Source organism: Gemmobacter nectariphilus DSM 15620 (genome assembly GCF_000429765.1).
Classification (GTDB): Bacteria; Pseudomonadota; Alphaproteobacteria; order Rhodobacterales; family Rhodobacteraceae; genus Wagnerdoeblera; species Wagnerdoeblera nectariphila.
Window position 1 is genome coordinate 15,843 of sequence record NZ_AUCM01000017.1, and the last position, 14,275, is coordinate 30,117.

Annotated in this window: 17 protein-coding genes; 1 reads left to right on the plus strand and 16 read right to left on the minus strand. The window is 69.7% G+C overall.

Translation table 11 applies throughout. From position 1 onward, the window contains the following. Positions 1-9: 9 nt before the first annotated feature. The 13 genes from G481_RS0115385 to G481_RS0115460 form a co-directional block, all read right to left on the minus strand. Positions 10-3,975 carry a baseplate multidomain protein megatron gene (locus G481_RS0115385; RefSeq protein ID WP_028030828.1) on the minus strand — a complete coding sequence of 1,322 codons (3,966 nt, stop codon included), beginning with the start codon at positions 3,973-3,975 and terminating at the stop codon, positions 10-12. Positions 3,976-3,984: 9 nt separating this feature from the next. Beyond that, the gene (locus G481_RS0115390; protein WP_154664634.1) at positions 3,985-4,419 is read right to left on the minus strand and encodes an NlpC/P60 family protein; all 435 of its coding nucleotides are present in this window, start codon (positions 4,417-4,419) and stop codon (positions 3,985-3,987) included. Beyond that, positions 4,416-5,300, minus strand: coding sequence for a DUF2163 domain-containing protein (locus tag G481_RS0115395; RefSeq protein ID WP_028030830.1), 885 nt, complete (start codon positions 5,298-5,300; stop codon positions 4,416-4,418). The genes G481_RS0115390 and G481_RS0115395 overlap by 4 nt, the downstream gene beginning before the upstream one ends. Positions 5,301-5,426: 126 nt before the next feature. Continuing rightward, complete coding sequence (locus G481_RS0115405; RefSeq protein ID WP_028030831.1) at positions 5,427-5,657, minus strand: hypothetical protein; 231 nt, start codon at positions 5,655-5,657, stop codon at positions 5,427-5,429. An 86-nt stretch (positions 5,658-5,743) separates the two neighbouring features. Then, entirely contained in the window at positions 5,744-5,974 is a 231-nt protein-coding gene (locus G481_RS0115415) for a hypothetical protein (RefSeq protein WP_028030832.1), read from the minus strand. 3 nt (positions 5,975-5,977) lie between these two features. Beyond that, positions 5,978-6,637: a lysozyme gene (locus G481_RS0115420; RefSeq protein WP_028030833.1), complete on the minus strand. Its 660-nt coding sequence runs from the start codon at positions 6,635-6,637 to the stop codon at positions 5,978-5,980. A 128-nt stretch (positions 6,638-6,765) separates the two neighbouring features. Next, positions 6,766-7,116 carry a hypothetical protein gene (locus tag G481_RS0115430; RefSeq protein WP_028030834.1) on the minus strand — a complete coding sequence of 117 codons (351 nt, stop codon included), beginning with the start codon at positions 7,114-7,116 and terminating at the stop codon, positions 6,766-6,768. Next, positions 7,113-7,739 carry a DUF2460 domain-containing protein gene (locus G481_RS0115435; protein WP_028030835.1) on the minus strand — a complete coding sequence of 209 codons (627 nt, stop codon included), beginning with the start codon at positions 7,737-7,739 and terminating at the stop codon, positions 7,113-7,115. The genes G481_RS0115430 and G481_RS0115435 overlap by 4 nt, the downstream gene beginning before the upstream one ends. Next, on the minus strand, positions 7,739-10,153 hold the full coding sequence (locus G481_RS0115440) for a phage tail tape measure C-terminal domain-containing protein (RefSeq protein ID WP_028030836.1): 2,415 nt from the start codon (positions 10,151-10,153) through the stop codon (positions 7,739-7,741). The genes G481_RS0115435 and G481_RS0115440 overlap by 1 nt, the downstream gene beginning before the upstream one ends. Beyond that, complete coding sequence (locus tag G481_RS25990; RefSeq protein WP_245594984.1) at positions 10,146-10,304, minus strand: DUF7697 family protein; 159 nt, start codon at positions 10,302-10,304, stop codon at positions 10,146-10,148. Before G481_RS25990 ends, G481_RS0115440 begins: the two co-directional genes overlap by 8 nt. Positions 10,305-10,372: 68 nt before the next feature. Then, positions 10,373-10,828 carry a hypothetical protein gene (locus G481_RS0115450; protein ID WP_028030837.1) on the minus strand — a complete coding sequence of 152 codons (456 nt, stop codon included), beginning with the start codon at positions 10,826-10,828 and terminating at the stop codon, positions 10,373-10,375. Beyond that, a complete protein-coding gene (locus G481_RS0115455; RefSeq protein ID WP_028030838.1) occupies positions 10,828-11,769 on the minus strand; it encodes a phage tail tube protein in 942 nt (313 codons plus the stop codon). The genes G481_RS0115450 and G481_RS0115455 overlap by 1 nt, the downstream gene beginning before the upstream one ends. 24 nt (positions 11,770-11,793) lie before the next feature. Next, positions 11,794-12,213 carry a hypothetical protein gene (locus G481_RS0115460; protein ID WP_028030839.1) on the minus strand — a complete coding sequence of 140 codons (420 nt, stop codon included), beginning with the start codon at positions 12,211-12,213 and terminating at the stop codon, positions 11,794-11,796. Positions 12,214-12,301: 88 nt separating this feature from the next. On the opposite strand from G481_RS0115460, the gene G481_RS0115465 reads away from it, so the two are divergent. After that, positions 12,302-12,904: a hypothetical protein gene (locus tag G481_RS0115465; RefSeq protein WP_028030840.1), complete on the plus strand. Its 603-nt coding sequence runs from the start codon at positions 12,302-12,304 to the stop codon at positions 12,902-12,904. Positions 12,905-12,940: 36 nt separating this feature from the next. Here the strand turns inward: G481_RS0115465 and G481_RS0115470 are convergent, their stop codons facing one another. Genes G481_RS0115470 through G481_RS0115480 form a run of 3 tightly spaced genes read right to left on the minus strand, consistent with a single transcriptional unit; the run spans position 12,941 to position 14,210 of the window. Further along, a complete protein-coding gene (locus tag G481_RS0115470; protein WP_028030841.1) occupies positions 12,941-13,567 on the minus strand; it encodes a DUF6441 family protein in 627 nt (208 codons plus the stop codon). Continuing rightward, the gene (locus tag G481_RS0115475) at positions 13,564-13,875 is read right to left on the minus strand and encodes a head-tail joining protein (RefSeq protein WP_028030842.1); all 312 of its coding nucleotides are present in this window, start codon (positions 13,873-13,875) and stop codon (positions 13,564-13,566) included. Before G481_RS0115475 ends, G481_RS0115470 begins: the two co-directional genes overlap by 4 nt. Continuing rightward, positions 13,875-14,210: a DUF2190 family protein gene (locus tag G481_RS0115480; protein WP_028030843.1), complete on the minus strand. Its 336-nt coding sequence runs from the start codon at positions 14,208-14,210 to the stop codon at positions 13,875-13,877. The genes G481_RS0115475 and G481_RS0115480 overlap by 1 nt, the downstream gene beginning before the upstream one ends. Between the last annotated feature and the right edge of the window lie 65 nt (positions 14,211-14,275).

Genomic DNA, 14,275 nt, shown 5'->3' on the forward strand with positions numbered 1-14,275 from the left:
GGATGGCCTTCAGAACAAGAGCGTGACGGTCTTGGGCGCGCCCCGCCCGACGAGGGCGGAGAGCTGGTAGATGCGGACGGTGAGGTTGTCGCCGGGGCCGAGCGGCGCGCCCCAGTCGGCGGTCTGCTGGGCGGCCGTGTAGGTCGTGCTGGTGGTGGTCGCGGACAGATTCCGTTTCACGGTGGCGCCGTCGAGGATCTCGACCTCATAGGCTTCCAGTTCCTCGGCCAGCGGCACCTCGATCCCGCCCCAGTTTTCGGCGGCCAAGGCACGCGACCGGCGCATCCAGCGGATGGTCAAATCCCCGGGCGAGCGCGGCGTGCGCCATGGCTGCTCTACATGGGCGACGGAGAATGGCCGTAGCCCGACGCCTTCGGGCGTGAAAGTCTGCGCCACATAGGTCTCGTCGCTGACCGGCCGGCTGGCAGGGCCAATGCGCCAGTTCCACGGCAATCCGAGATCAGCCTCGGCGATGGGCAGCGTGGCGAGGCTGTCGTCGAGCACCACGACCCGCGCGTCGGCGGGCGCCGGATTGCCCATGGCGCCCTCGGTGCCGCGCTGGCCGCGCAACAGCCGGGTCAGCCGATACCGGCCGGGCGCCAGCAGTTCCGCCGCGCCCGCCTGAGCGATCTCCCACACGCCGGGCGCGCTCTCGATGGCCAGCGCGTTGGCCCCGCCGAACAGCGTCAGGTCGGTGACGCTTTCCAGCGTGCCGGTGAGCAGATCGACCACCAGCGCATTGCCGAGATCAAAGCGGGATGTCGGCCCCGCGAAGAAGTCGGAGACCAGCACCCCGATCCGGGCGCGGCTGCCGAAGGTGGTCAGCAGCTCGAAGCCATCGGTCGAGGGGCTGCGGAACACCGCCATCTCGCCCGGCCACGGAACCGCGTGCGCGGCGACCAGCGGCCTATGCGCCGGCTGGTCCTCGGTCAGCTGCGGCAGGTCCATCAGCACCGCGTCCGGCGCGCCGAACACGACGGCCCGCGTCAGCGACGCCGCGCGGGGATCGCCGGGCGGCAGATCGTAGGTCGCGCGATCCTGGCGGACCGCCTCGATACCGCGCGCCTCGGCGTCGGCGATGGAGACGAGCCGCAGATCGACCAGCCGCCCGTCATTAGCGAGCCGGATCGCGTCGGCCGGATCGAGCGCGAGGCGCGAGGGCGGCAGACGGAACGCCGCCGTCTCGCGCCCGACCCATGCCTCCATCAACGCGCGGCGGCAGCGCCGCTCAGCCTCCTCGGGCGGCACCGCCATCGGGAAGGACTCGGAGGCGATGCGGGTCGTGTCCACCGCGATGCGCCGCGCCTCGACGAGGGCCGCATCGTAATCCTCGTCGGCACGGGCGACCTGCCATTTCAGCGCCTGCGGCAGTTCGGTCTCCTGGCCGCGCGTCAGTTCCAGCAGGTCGCCCTCGCGAGGGGCCACAAGATCGTCGGGCGCAAGCGTGGCGACGGAGGCCCGCCCGCGCATCACGAAGCGGATCACACCCTCGGTCTCGACGGCGTCGAAGCCGAAGTGGCGCGACAGCGTGGTGATCGAGGCGCGCGGGCTTTCCAGCGCCGTGATGGCATAGCCTTCGACAGCGCCCCAGAGGCCGGTGACATCGATGCGATCCTCGGGCAGCCCGGCGCGCAGGCAGAGATGCCGGACGAGGGCCGCCAGCGACACTGCGCCGAGCCGTCCGGTCAGCCAGTGCCCCAGTCGCCAGTTCGCCCCGTCCGTCCAGACGTCGGTCAGCGCCGGAAAGAACGGATAGGGCCGCGCGTCCCAGGTCCAGGCGGCGCATTCGGGGACATGCACCATCCGGCCGCCATAGACCGAGGACACCGGGTTGTTCGCCGCGGTGCCCCACCAGAGATAGGTCGCCTCGAGATACGCCCGCTGGATCGCGTCATCCCGCCAGCCCCGCGAGAAATGCGGCGTGAAGCTTTCCGACGACTTCGGGTCGAAGAAGACGTTCGGCTGGTTCGTTCCGCGGTCGATGGCGGGACAACCCAACTCGGTGAACCAGATCGGCTTCGACTGCGGCGTCCACTCTGTCGCCGTCCCGCTCTCCACCCCGCCCGGACGGTCGTAATGCGGGTTCGACCACCAGGCGCGCAGATCCTTGTAGCGGAAGACCCATGGCTTCCCTGCAGCACCGTCGGTGATGGGCGTGCGCACCTGGGCGGTGCGATCGGCCGCGCTGGCATAGAACCAGTCGAAGCCTTCCCCGCCCGCGATGTTCGCCTGCAGGTAGGCCCGGTCGTAGATCGCGGGCCAGCCCTCGGCCGCGTCGGTATGCTCGAACCCATCGCGCCAGTCCGACAGCGGCATGTAGTTGTCGATGCCAACGAAATCGATCTCGGGATCGGCCCAGAGCGGATCGAGGTGGAAGAACACGTCGCCCGAGCCGTCGCCCGGCTGGTGCCCGAAGTATTCCGACCAGTCGGCCGCATAGCCGATCCTGGTGCCGGACCCGAGAATCGACCGCACATCCGCGGACAGGTCCCGATAGGCCTGCACCGCCGGGTAGGTGCTGGCGCCCGAACGGATGGTGGTCAGCCCCGGCATCTCGGTGCCGATCAGGAAGGCATCGACCCCGCCCGCCGCTGCGCAGAGATGGGCGTAGTGCAGCACCATGCGGCGCAGGCCCCAGTCACCGGATGGCCCGGTCCAGGAGACCGACTGACCCGAGACGCTGAAACTGGCGGGCGTGGCCGCGCCGAACAGCGCCGCGACCTGGCTTGCGGCCGTGGCGGTCTTGTCCACGGTCCCTGCGAAACCAGCAGCGGGCGAGCAGGTGATCCGCCCACGCCAGGGGAATGCGGGCTGCCCCGTCTCCGCGGCGTTGTCGGAATACGGGTTCGGCAGGCTGTTGCCGGGCGGCACGTCCATCAGGATGAAGGGATAGAAGGTCACGCGCAGCCCGCGCGCCTTCATCTCCTGGATCGCCTGCACCACCGCAAAGTCGGACGGCGTGCCCCCATAAACGGGGCGGTCCTCGTCATCGCGGCTGACCAGGAAGGCATTGGCGCGGCTGACGCCGTTGACCGACCAGCTGGCGGGCGTGGTGGATTTGGCCGACACCTCGACGCCAGGCCGCACCTTGCAGGATCCCGCGCGCAGATCGTCGCCGAACCAGGCGACGACGAGGCTGACGCTCTCGACCGCAGGGGCCATCGCCTGCAGCCGGTCCAGCGCTTCGACCATATCCGTGGAGTCGGCCAGCGCGTTCAGGTTCTCCGGCACCGTCGCGCCGCCATCGGTCTTGCGGATGGCCTGCGTCGCATAGGTGAACTCGCCGGAGGCCGGGATCATGGTGACGGCGCGGGTCAGCCCCTCGGCGGTGTCGGGATCGGCCAGCGGCCGGAACACCTCGAGGGAGAGTTGCGGCAGGCGGTTGCCGTAGGTCGAGAGCGCCAGTTCCTCGAAGACGACATAGGCGGTGCCGCGATACGCGGGAGTGTTCGCCGCGCCCATCTTCGCCGCGATGAACGGGTCTATCGTCTGCGCCTCGTCGCCCGGATACCAGCGCCAGGTGACGCCGGAGAGGTCCATCGGCTTACCGTCGGCCCAGATGCGACCGATGCCGGTGATCGGCCCCTCGCACAATGCGACCGCGAAGCTGGCGTAGTACAGGTACTCCGTCGTTTTGACCTTGCCGCCCCCGCCACCCTTGCCGCCGCCCTGCGTGGTGGTCTTGGTCTCCTCGCGGAAATCCGTCGCCCAGATGATGTTTCCGCCGATCCGCATGCGCCCGTAGAGCCGCAGGATGACCGCGCCCTCCGTGGCCGAGGTGATGCGCAGCGTGTCGAGCCGGGCGCCCTCGATGCGCTGCGTGGGCGCGAGCGACGAGATGATCCAGCTGTCGACGACCGAGCCGATGGTCGAGCCGATGAAACCGCCGATGGTCGCGGCGCTGACGCCGAGGATCGCGCCGCCGATGCTGCCGCCAATGGCGGCGCCAGCGGCACCGAGAACGAGGGTGGCCATGTCGAGGTCTCAGCGTTGCGGGAACAGGAAGGCGAAGGCGATGCGCCGCCGCCAGGATGGGGTGAGCGGCTCCTCGATCACGCCGAGCCGCTCGTAGGCATGGAGGAAGCTGTCGGGCGCGGTCAGGATCCCGACATGCTTGGCGATGGCGCGCGGCTTCATGCGGAACAGCACCAGCGCGCCGGGGCCTGCCTCGGCGGGCGACACCTCGATCATCATCCGCCGCGCGCCCTCGGCCAGAACTTCGCGCGGTCCGGTCTCGCCCCAGTCCCGGCTGTAGGCCGGGATCGGGAACGGCTCGGGGCCGACGACCGCGCGCCAGACGCCCCGCGCGAGCCCGAGGCAGTCGCAGCCGACGCCCTTGAGGCTCGCCTGGTCGTGGTACGGCGTCCCGAGCCACGCGCGCGCCGCTGAGACCACCCGATCCGGATCGGCGGGGATCACAACACGCCCCCGTCGTGGCCGCCGTCCTTCGTGGCGTAGCGGAGCACGGCGTCCTGGCCGGGGATATGCGGGAAACCCCGGAAGTTGGCGGTGTTGGCGAACTTCGCCCCGCAGGTTTCCATCCGCTTGTCGCAGCCCGCACGGATGGTGAATCCGTCGTCCTCGGCGATGGACCGCACCGGCGCCTCCAGCAGGGTCAGGATCGCCACGCCGTCGGTCACCTCATGGCCCAGCACCTCGGTGCGCCGCCCCGCGTTCGCACCGTTCGTCCAGTCCAGCGTGCCGAAGGTGAACCAGCCGGAGGCGAACCCGCCGAGCCCCGAGGCGGTGAAGGCCCGGTCGCGCAGCAGATCGATGACGGCGCCCGCGCCCTTGAACGCCGGATCATCGAGATCGACGCCGCAGCGCCCGTCGCCGAGCGCGGCATCGCAGGTCGCCTGGAACGTCCGCCCGACCGTCTGGCCCAGCACATGGGCGAGCGAGCGGACCTCGGCGACGAAAGCGAGCCGCCCGCGCCGGATCTGACCGATGGCCCCGCGCCGCATCAGTACGCGCTGCCCGGTGTCGGCCCAGTTCACCCGCCAGATCTCGACCTCTGCGTTGTCCCAGCGGCCGTCGAGAATGTCGGTCTCGGTGATCCGGTCGGAGGTCAGCGCGCCCTCGGCGTCCTGCGCATCGACCGACAGGTCCGATCCCGACCGCACCTCGGATGCTGTCAGCCCGCTCTCGGGCTCGAAGTGGGTCCCGTCGAAGCTCAGCGTCCGGTCGTGGTCGGTGAAGCCGAAGGTGACGCCATCGGTGCGGCCGATCCGCCAGCACCAGGCGAGCGTCGTCGTGCCCTCGTCGAGATGGGCCTGCAGAGCGGGATCAAGGGTCTTCATCGGCAGGTTCCCGTCATGCGATCATCGAGATCGGCGATCCAGATTGCCCATTCGGACGGAATGGCGGCGACCGTGTCGACCGGCGGTCGGGCGAGCCGCGCCTCGGCATAGGAGGCGCAGCCGGCGTCACCAGCGCCCATCGTTGTGGCGCAGCCGCTCAACAGGATCGCCAGCGCGGCGGCCGTCGCGAACCGCATCGCGCCCGCGCTCGACGCGCTCGTTCTTGTCTTGCATGGCATCGCGTTCCGCCTCCCGTTTGCCCACGCGCTCCCCTTCCGTGCGCCCCCAGACCCGACCGAGGACGACACCTCCAACCGCGCCCAGAGCCGCGACCAGCCAGATCAGGAGCTCAGCCATCGTCCCGCTCCCCGCGGGCTGCGGTCACGCAGAGGGCGACAACGAAGACGCCGAGGCAGCCGCCCACGATCATTCCTGCGAAGAACTCAATCATCGCCGCGGAACCCGCGCTCGATCCGGTCGCGCAGGCCGATCAGGCCGAGACCGAGGAACATGAGACCCGCGGGCGACGCGTCGCCGCTGCCGGCAAGGAGCGCGACCAGGCGGGACAGTTCGCCGAGCGGCCCGGTGGCGGGCAGTGTGAGGGAGGCGATGCCGGTGAGCATGGCGAGCAGTCCCGCCCACCAGGTGAGCGAGTTGGGGCGGACGTAGCGCATGAGTCAGGCCCTCCGGATCAGCGTGGAGAAGAAGGTGGCCAGCCGAACGAGCCAGCCGGACGGCGCGTCGGGCGCAGGATCGAGGACCGGTGGCCTCGGCAGCGGCGACCGCCGTAGCAGCTCCAGCGCCTCATCCTCGGTCAGTCGGCGGATCGGCCGCGAGAAGTCCACCCGGCCCGTGCGGTCCACGGACCAGACCGGGATCGTGCCGCCGGGATAGCGGCCATGGCGGAACAGGTCGCGCTCCCCCTCCCGGCGGGGGATGACGGAGGCCGGTCGCCGCCAGTTCAGAAACGCGTCGGCGGCTGCAACGCGATTGCCGGCATTGAGGTGGCGGGTCAGCGCAGCCTTGGCGATGCCGCCGGTGTTGTAGTGGAAGCTGACCAGCGCATCGAACTCGTGCGGCGTCAGCGGTACCTTCACGGCGCGCAGGACGGCCGCCTCGTAGCGCGCGAGGTCGGCGCGGAATACCCGGAACGCTTCGCGGATCCCGCCATCGAGATCGGCGGGCATGCCGCGCGGCATGGTGGCGGGATCTGGCGGTCCGGCCGCGGCCGTGTGGCCGATGCCGAAGGTCCAGACCTGTTTCACATCGAGATAGGGTCCGGGCACGAGTCCTTCGTGCCGGACGAGGGCCAGAAGGCCCCGGTCGGTCATGTGCATGGGATTACCGGAGAAGCGAGAGGATCAGGATCAGTGCCGCGACGACGAGACCGATACGCAGGCGGTGAGCGAAGGCCTGCCGAGGGTCGGCGGGGTCGCAGCGGAGAGAGCGCGCGAGGCGGAGAAGGTCATTCATCGCCGCCGCCCTGCTTGGCGCGGCGGAGGCGGGCCAGCAGCATTTCAATGAAGGCCGGACCGAAGACGCCCACGAGATAGGCGGCGGACCCTGCAGCACCGCCTGCCGGGATCGCCTCGGGCGGCAGGCCCATCCAGCTCGTGATGACGGCCATGGAGAGGCTGCCCATCCCGGCCGCGATCAGCCCGCCAAGCAGGATGTGTCGGAGCGCGTCGCGCAGCCGCATCTTCGTGGTCAGCGCATTCGTCGCGCCGCCGAGCGCCCCCCAGGCGGCGAGGATCACGGCGGTCGAGGCCGCGAGTTCGCGCAGCACGGCCGCGACGAAGCTGCCGGTGTCGTTCATCGCCGGATCTCCAGAAGCGGGATGGATGTGATCGAGCCGAGCCGCTCAAGGTCGAGCGTCACGTCGAGCGCGTCGGTGTCGAAGCGGACCGGCACGTCGAACTCGAACCCCGCGGTGATGGCGACGCCAGCGACCGGCGCGGTGCCGAAGGTGACGACGCCAGTGGCGGTGTCGACGGACCAGCCGGAGGGCTGCTCGACCCCGGCGAGCGCTATGCGCACGGTTCCGGTCACCGGCTTGGCAATGGCCCGCGTCCAGGATTGCGCACCGGAGGCGTAGCGCTTCACCAGCTTGAAGGCGGTCGTCGTGCCGTCGCCGGTGCCGATCTCTTGGTCGGTCGGCGACGCCGTGCCCGACGGCAAGCAGGACTTGTGATCCGCCCAATCCTTGAACCGGAAGCCATGTAGGCGCCCGTTGCGCGCCTCGAAGAAGGCGATCACCGCCGCCAGATCGTCGGCGCGGCGGATGCCGTAGGCGACGTCGTAGCGGCGGCGCGAGTTGGCCCAGCTGGCGTTCCTCTCCTCATCGCCGGAGGCGAGCTCGACGATCTGGGTGCGCCGTTCCGGACCACCGCGTGCGCCCCGGCTGATGTTGTCGGGAAACCGGACCTCGTGGAACGCCATCACATGCCCCTCCGCCCGAGCGACACGGCGCGCGCGATGTCGGCCGCGACCTGCGTCCGCGATTGACGGAAGCTCTCGGCGTCGCGGGCCATGATGGTGACGTTGACCCCGCCCGCGCCGTAGGCTTGCGCCTCCCGCCGCGACAGCACCCGCTCACCGCGTTGCAGGATCGCGGGCACCTCGTCGTGACGAAGTCCGGCCATGCCGCCGGAATGCATCCTGGGTGCGGCGGCGAAGGCCATGGCCGGGACCATGCGCGAGGGCCCGGCAGAGCCGACCATCCCGCCCGCGTGGAGGACGTTGGCGAAGATGCCGCCAGCACCGGAGAACACGCCCGAGAGCGCATTGGCGATCGGCCCGAGGATGAACCGCCGCGCCGCCAGCTGGGCGAGATCGGCCAGCAGCGAGGTGACGAGATCGCGGAAGTTCAGCTTCCCGGTCCGGACAAAATCGCCGACGGCGTTCTCGGCCGACTGGAAGGCGCTGACGAGGCTCTGGCCGATGTCGCCGCCGATCTCGCGCGCCTTGGTGGCGTAGTCCGACAGCGCCGCCGTGACCGCCTGCCAGCCGGTGACGGCGGCCTCGGTCGCGGGCTCCGCCGCAGCGACGGCAGCTCCGGCCGCCGCGCCTGCACCCGTCGCGGCGCGGCCGGCTTCACCAAGAGCCGTCTCCAGCCGCTCGGCCGCGCCGGTGGCCTCGGTCAGCGCATCGGCACTGGCCTCGTCGGTCCCGCGCACCGCGTCGCGCAGAGCCTGCCAGCTTTCGAGCGGCGCGCGGGCCCCTTCCGCCAGATCGCGCGCCGCGCCACGGTAGAGATTCGCGGATTCGAGCGCGCGGTTCGCCGCCTCGGTCAGTCCGAGATCGGGCGCGGTGAGCGGGTTGTCCTCGAAGGCCCGGTCGAACGCCGACTGCGCTGCGGTGGTCGCGGCGGTCGCCGCGCCCTCGAAGCGGTTCTCGATCTCGCCGAGGTCGAGGTCCGGCACCAGCGAGATGCGTCGCTCGGACCCGAGCGCTTCCAGCCCCAGGTTAATCCCGCCGATGAAGCCGTTGATGCGGGAGACCACGCCGTTCAGCATCGCCTCGACGCCGTCGACCAGGCTGTTGGCCGCCTGAAACGCCAGATCGCCGATGGCGGCGGGCAGCAGGCCCCAGATCGCCTTGATCGCCTCGTAGGCGCCCTCGAACGTGTTCGCCGCCGTGTTGCCGAATCCGACGACGCTCTCGATGGCGCTCTGCATGCCCGAGGCGGCGTCGGCCTTCAGGTCGAAGAACATCGCCGTGGCGGCCGCGCCCGCCGCAGCCGCGCCCATCCTGATCCTCTCCCAGACCTCGACCGCGAGGTCCTTCAGGAGCGACATGGCCTCGCCGAAACCGCCGGCGCCGGAGACGAGCCGGGTGAACTGGTAGACGAGCTCGCCCGCGCCGACGATCAGCGCCCCGATGCCGGTCCGGATCAGCGCGCCCCTCAGCACGACGAGAGCGGTGGCGAGGCCACGGACGGAGAGCGCGGCGGCGGCCATGCCGGCGACCCATCGGCCCGCGAAGAAGGCCGCGAAGGTCGCGGCGTAGGTGGTCAGGCGACCGATGTTGTCGAAGAGGCCGCGGATCGCGATCCCGAGCGGCCCGGTGCGGCTGGCGACCGCCGCCATGGCGTTGGCGACGGCTTCCAGCGCCGGAGCCGCGGCGACCGCCAGCTGGTTCGACAGCCCGCGCCAGATCAGGCCAAGCCGTGAGATTGCGTCGTTCGTGCGTTCGATTTGGTCGGCATCCTGCTCCGAGACGACCACCCCGAAGGCGAGGACGTCCTCGGTTGCCTGCCGCAGCGTCGCCGTATCGATCCGCGACATGGCGATGGAGCCTTCCTCGCCGAACAGCTGGCCCGCGACAGCCGCGCGCTCGGCCGCAGGCACGAAGCTCTCGATGGCCGCGTTGATGGCGCCCACACGCTGGTCCAGCGGCAGAGCGATCAACTCGGTGGCGGAAAGGCCCAGCCGGTCGAGCGCGTCGGCGGCGGGACCGGTGCCGGCGGCCGCCTGGCTGAGACGACGCGTCAGGTCCTTTGTCGCCTGCTCGATGCCGGACATCGACACGCCCGCCAGCTCGCCCGCGCGCTCCAGCGTCTGAATCGAGGCGACGGTGGTGCCGAGGGACTGCGCGAGCTTGGCCTGTGCATCGACCGTCTGCAGCCCGGACCGGACCATTGCCACACCAGCGGCGGCAGCGGCTGCCACGGCGGCGGCGGCAGCCACAGCTACACGGCGAGAAAACGCCGCCAGCCGGGCGTTGGCCGCTTCCATCTCCCGGCTCAGCCGTCCAAAGCCGCGCGACCCGGCTTCGCCCACGCCCTCCAGCTCGGCGCGCACCTGGCGTCCGCCCACGGCCGCGAGGCGGACGCTGACCCTCTTCTCAGCCATGGGAGTGATCCATCTGTTCGTTGAGTTTGGCGACCATCACCGCTTCGATGACGGGCAGCAGTTCGGCCATGGCGAGCGGCGGCACGCCGAGCGCTTCACCGAGCGCCAGCGCCGCCGACAGGTCCCAGCCGATCACCGCGCCGGGCAGCACGCGCAGCTGTCCACCAAGGCGGCCGACCAGGTCCCAGACCTGCCAACCCTCCGGAGTTTCCGGACGGTTCAGCCGCGCCGGGCAGTCCGGGCAGGTTTGTTCGCGGCCCTCATAGGGAGGGCAGGCTTGGCAGTATCGCTCGCCCCCGCCGAAGGACCATTCGGCGAGAGCGCGGAGGCGTTTTTTTCCTGCTCCAGCAGCAGACCCTTGGAGACGTAGGTCAGCTGGAAGGCCTCGAAGATCGGCCAGACGTCGAGCAGCGCGTCGATGGCCTCGGGGCTCGGCTCGATGGGGTTGCCGTCTGCGTTCCCGATACCGTCCCAGGCCAGCACGGCCCGACGCGCCAGCGCCTTGGCGAAGGCCACGGCGCGCTCCTCGTCGGAGGCCTCCTCGGGTACCGCCTCGACGGCCGGATCGCTGCGCGTCGCCACCATCAGCGCGGTGGTCAGCGGGTGCAGCTGCACCCGGACGCCGGGAGCGAGGTCATGCCAGCGCGGGGCGTTGGTCAGGTCGAGCGTGAGCATCAGTAGGTCTCCACATCGTTCACGAGGGTTGCGGTGCACATCCGGCCGACGACGCTGTCGCGGGCGGCCTGCCAGTCGAAGGTCGCCTGCACGCCCTGCGGCCCGGAAATCTCGATGCGCGGGCGCGGCAGGTAGAGGGCGTGCACGGTGAAGGTGAAGCTCTCGCCCGAGGGCAGGACGTAGGCGAACTCCATCTCGCAGGCCTCGCCGTTGATGGCCTGCGTTACCAGCGTCTGGTCGGCGAAGCGCACCTCGATCCGACCCGTGAGCGCCGCAATGCTTGGGTCCGCGCCATCGATACGCCCGTCCGAGCGGATGGTCTCGATGCGGTCGAGGTTGTTGGCATAGGTGATCTCGGCCGAGACCACGTTGCCGAGGGCGGTGCCATTGCGGGTGATCGCCCCGTTGAAATGGCCGAAACGCTTCAGCTCCAGCGCCGCCGGTGTGCCCGCACTCGTCGTGGTGCCGACCGTCTCGCCCTGCGCTACCAGCCGCGCCGTGGCGGTCAGCAGGCCCGAGCGCTGCATCTGCCAGGTGATCTGGTCGAGCACACAGCCGGAATACATCGCATAGCGCGGCACTTCCGGCATGCCGGTCTCGATCGACATGCTGGGCAGCGTCCAAGACCCCGACTGGAACTCGTGGCTGTACGGGGCGTCTACGCCTGTGGTCGTGGGCGCGCCGAAGGCTGCTTTCAGCCAGAAGCCAAGTGCCTCGGCGTCGAGCGGCACAACGACATCGCCGTCGGCCGTGACCGCGTCCTTGATCGGCGCCAGCGGATCGCGGCCGTAGCCCAGAAGCTCCGAGTTCAGCAGCGGCTGCTCTGCGCCGAGCGAGGTGCTGGCGAAAGGCATGCGGGTGAAGCCGCTCACGGGTGGCGTTCCATAGGTCGTCTCGAACGCAAGCGCCATCAGCGCCCGCGCCCCTTGGGCTCGTGCCATGTTCGTCTCCTGTGGTCGGTTGGGTCAGGCCAGCTGGTCGGCCGTGGAATAGTGCAGCACCACCGGGATCACAGCGGCCTTCAGGCTCGCCGCGCCCTCGACCGGCAGGTCGACCGGGCGCGGCGCTTCAGCCTCGACCCAGTCGCAGAGCCCGCCCAACGTGCGGTCGGCGGCGAGCGCCGTGCCGATGCTGGCGGCCAGCGTGTCGAAGGCGGCGTCACGGTCGGCACCTTGGACCACCGCCTCGATCTCGGCGCTGTGCTGGTAGTGGTAAGCCAGCGACGACAACGTCACCTCGGGCTCACCCGGCTCGCCGTCGCGCAGGATCAGCAGGCCATTGGCCGGCACGCGCTCGGGCAGCACCTCGCCGCGCAGGGCCGTGGCGGGCAGCGCCGAAAGCCGCGCGTGCAGCGCGGTGAGGATGGTTTCGCGGGGTGTGGGCATTTTCTACTCTGCCGGGGGCTAGTGAGCATCAATCATCGTCGTGTATTCGTCGGGATTGTGATCCACTGGATCAGTGAGGAGCCTCAAAGTGTTCTACCTTGATCTTTATCCAGCCAATCCGCCTGGCTTTCATGCACTTTCGACATCCGCCGATTGGCTTCCTTGGCTGATCAGGGCAGTCCCGGCCGGCATTCACCCAGATGTCAGGAGAAGTCTGAAGTCTAACCTGAAACACATCATGGTCGGCCTTGAGATGAAGGCTGGCCTTATCGTTCCGCATGGGGAGCGGGTATCCGGCAGATCAGTGCTTTTCGAGCCCTACTTCCAAATCATGAACTTCGAGTTCAGCGTTGGGGTGTTTTCGGTCTGCGAAGGCCTTGGATCGGTCCATCACCTTGCAGGAATTGGGGACAACGGTGCCACAGGCGCTCGTGTCAACACGAACGACTGGATTGCGGCACTTTGCCATGAGTTCGACCCGACCGGTGCGGCGCAACTTGATGCAAATGTCCGCCGGGTCAAAGAGGTGCGGGACAAGATGCACCAAGATCGGCTTGGCGCACGGGCTGACATTGATTGGCACGACTTCGACTACAACGAGTCGTTTATTCCGTCCCGCGCCGCATTGCAGCCGCTTCTGCGGAGGCACCTTGGTGACGTTCCAGAGCAAACCAATCTACTGCTTACATGATGTCAGCGGCGTCGACGCTCATGCGCCGGACGAACTTCAACGCCCCTCCACCCAATTCGCCACGATAAGCCCCGGCACGCTGTCCAATGCCCGGTCTGCATCCCGCGCGAGGTCCAGCCGCTTCGGCAGCTTGACCTGCGGCACCAGCAGGAAGATCGGCGCGGTGACCTTGCCGCGCCCGGTCTTCGAGCGCGACACCACCGCCTGACCCTTCGTGTTCAGCCGTCCCTCCGCCACCAGCAGGCTCGGACCTGTGCGGCGATAGACGAAGCGCAGGCGCAGCCCACGTCGCCGTTCCCATTCGCCGGGGGTGATCCGGCCGCCGCGCAGGGACTTGCCTGCGGCGGGCAGCGGGATCGCCAGCCAGAACCCGTTTTTCGAGCGGATCAGCGGCCCCGTGTCATGCGCGCCCACGATGACCGGAGCCTTGGACCAGACCAACGCCGCGGCGTCGAGGCTCTCGCCAGACTTCGGAAACGTCTGGCTGCGGATCGTGTTGGCGAGCCGTGCGCCAAGCCCTGCGCCAGTGACCTGGAGGCGCCACGCGGCCTTCAGCCCGGTCCCGGCCTCGCGCATGGCGGCCGTCACTGCGCGTTCGCCCGCCGCGACCTCTGCCGCCATCATCGCGACGATGTCGGGATCGATGTCGAGCTTCAGTTTCACGCGAGCCTCAGATCGACGGTCCAGACCAGCCGTTCACGGTCGCGGACGGGCTCGCCCTGAACAAGGAAGGCTTCGCCGTCGATTTCGATCCGGTCGCCGGGACGCGGGTTCGCAACCTCGGCAACGCGCAGGTCGATCCGGGTGGTCTCGGACCAGAGCCGGGCATCGCCGAAATCCGTGACCGCGTCCGCACGCCGGGCGACGACGCGCACCAGAAGAGGCGCGCCGCCCTCGGGCGTGTAGACCGCATCCCGGCCAATGTTCGGATCGGCGAAGAGCGCGCCCACGGCGGCGGTGAAGGCGCTCATCAGAACGTCGCGTTCAGGCGCACGCGGCCGATGGTGTCGCCCGCGCCGCTCGCCACCGCCTCGACGGCCACGCCGACGAGGGTGTTGTCGGTCGCGACCGTGGTGCAGCGCTTGTTGGTGTCGTCCCAATAGACCTTGGCGCCGACGGTCCACGCCTGCGAGCCGACCTTGGTGATGTCGAAGATGCCGACGAGCGAGGTCTCGACGGGCTCGCCGAGGGCGGCGGCGCCTGCGGCGATGCCGAAGATCGAGCCGACGAGCAGGCCATCGCCGGAGGCGACGGCATAGGGCGCAGTCAGGGTGATGGTATTGCCGGGCTGGACGTAGGTTTTCATGATGGGGATCCTCGTGGAAAGACGAAGGGCGGCCCGTCAGGACCGCCCGTGTGTCAGGGTTCAGC

Coding starts and splice junctions, on each gene's coding strand:
- G481_RS0115385 (WP_028030828.1), bottom strand. CDS start 3,975: ATGGCCACCCTCGTTCTCGGTGCCGCTGGCGCCGCCATTGGCGGCAGC.
- G481_RS0115395 (WP_028030830.1), bottom strand. CDS start 5,300: ATGAAGACCCTTGATCCCGCTCTGCAGGCCCATCTCGACGAGGGCACG.
- G481_RS0115405 (WP_028030831.1), bottom strand. CDS start 5,657: ATGGCTGAGCTCCTGATCTGGCTGGTCGCGGCTCTGGGCGCGGTTGGA.
- G481_RS0115415 (WP_028030832.1), bottom strand. CDS start 5,974: ATGCGCTACGTCCGCCCCAACTCGCTCACCTGGTGGGCGGGACTGCTC.
- G481_RS0115420 (WP_028030833.1), bottom strand. CDS start 6,637: ATGCACATGACCGACCGGGGCCTTCTGGCCCTCGTCCGGCACGAAGGA.
- G481_RS0115430 (WP_028030834.1), bottom strand. CDS start 7,116: ATGAACGACACCGGCAGCTTCGTCGCGGCCGTGCTGCGCGAACTCGCG.
- G481_RS0115435 (WP_028030835.1), bottom strand. CDS start 7,739: ATGGCGTTCCACGAGGTCCGGTTTCCCGACAACATCAGCCGGGGCGCA.
- G481_RS0115440 (WP_028030836.1), bottom strand. CDS start 10,153: ATGGCTGAGAAGAGGGTCAGCGTCCGCCTCGCGGCCGTGGGCGGACGC.
- G481_RS0115450 (WP_028030837.1), bottom strand. CDS start 10,828: ATGCTCACGCTCGACCTGACCAACGCCCCGCGCTGGCATGACCTCGCT.
- G481_RS0115455 (WP_028030838.1), bottom strand. CDS start 11,769: ATGGCACGAGCCCAAGGGGCGCGGGCGCTGATGGCGCTTGCGTTCGAG.
- G481_RS0115460 (WP_028030839.1), bottom strand. CDS start 12,213: ATGCCCACACCCCGCGAAACCATCCTCACCGCGCTGCACGCGCGGCTT.
- G481_RS0115475 (WP_028030842.1), bottom strand. CDS start 13,875: ATGAGCGCCTTCACCGCCGCCGTGGGCGCGCTCTTCGCCGATCCGAAC.
- G481_RS0115480 (WP_028030843.1), bottom strand. CDS start 14,210: ATGAAAACCTACGTCCAGCCCGGCAATACCATCACCCTGACTGCGCCC.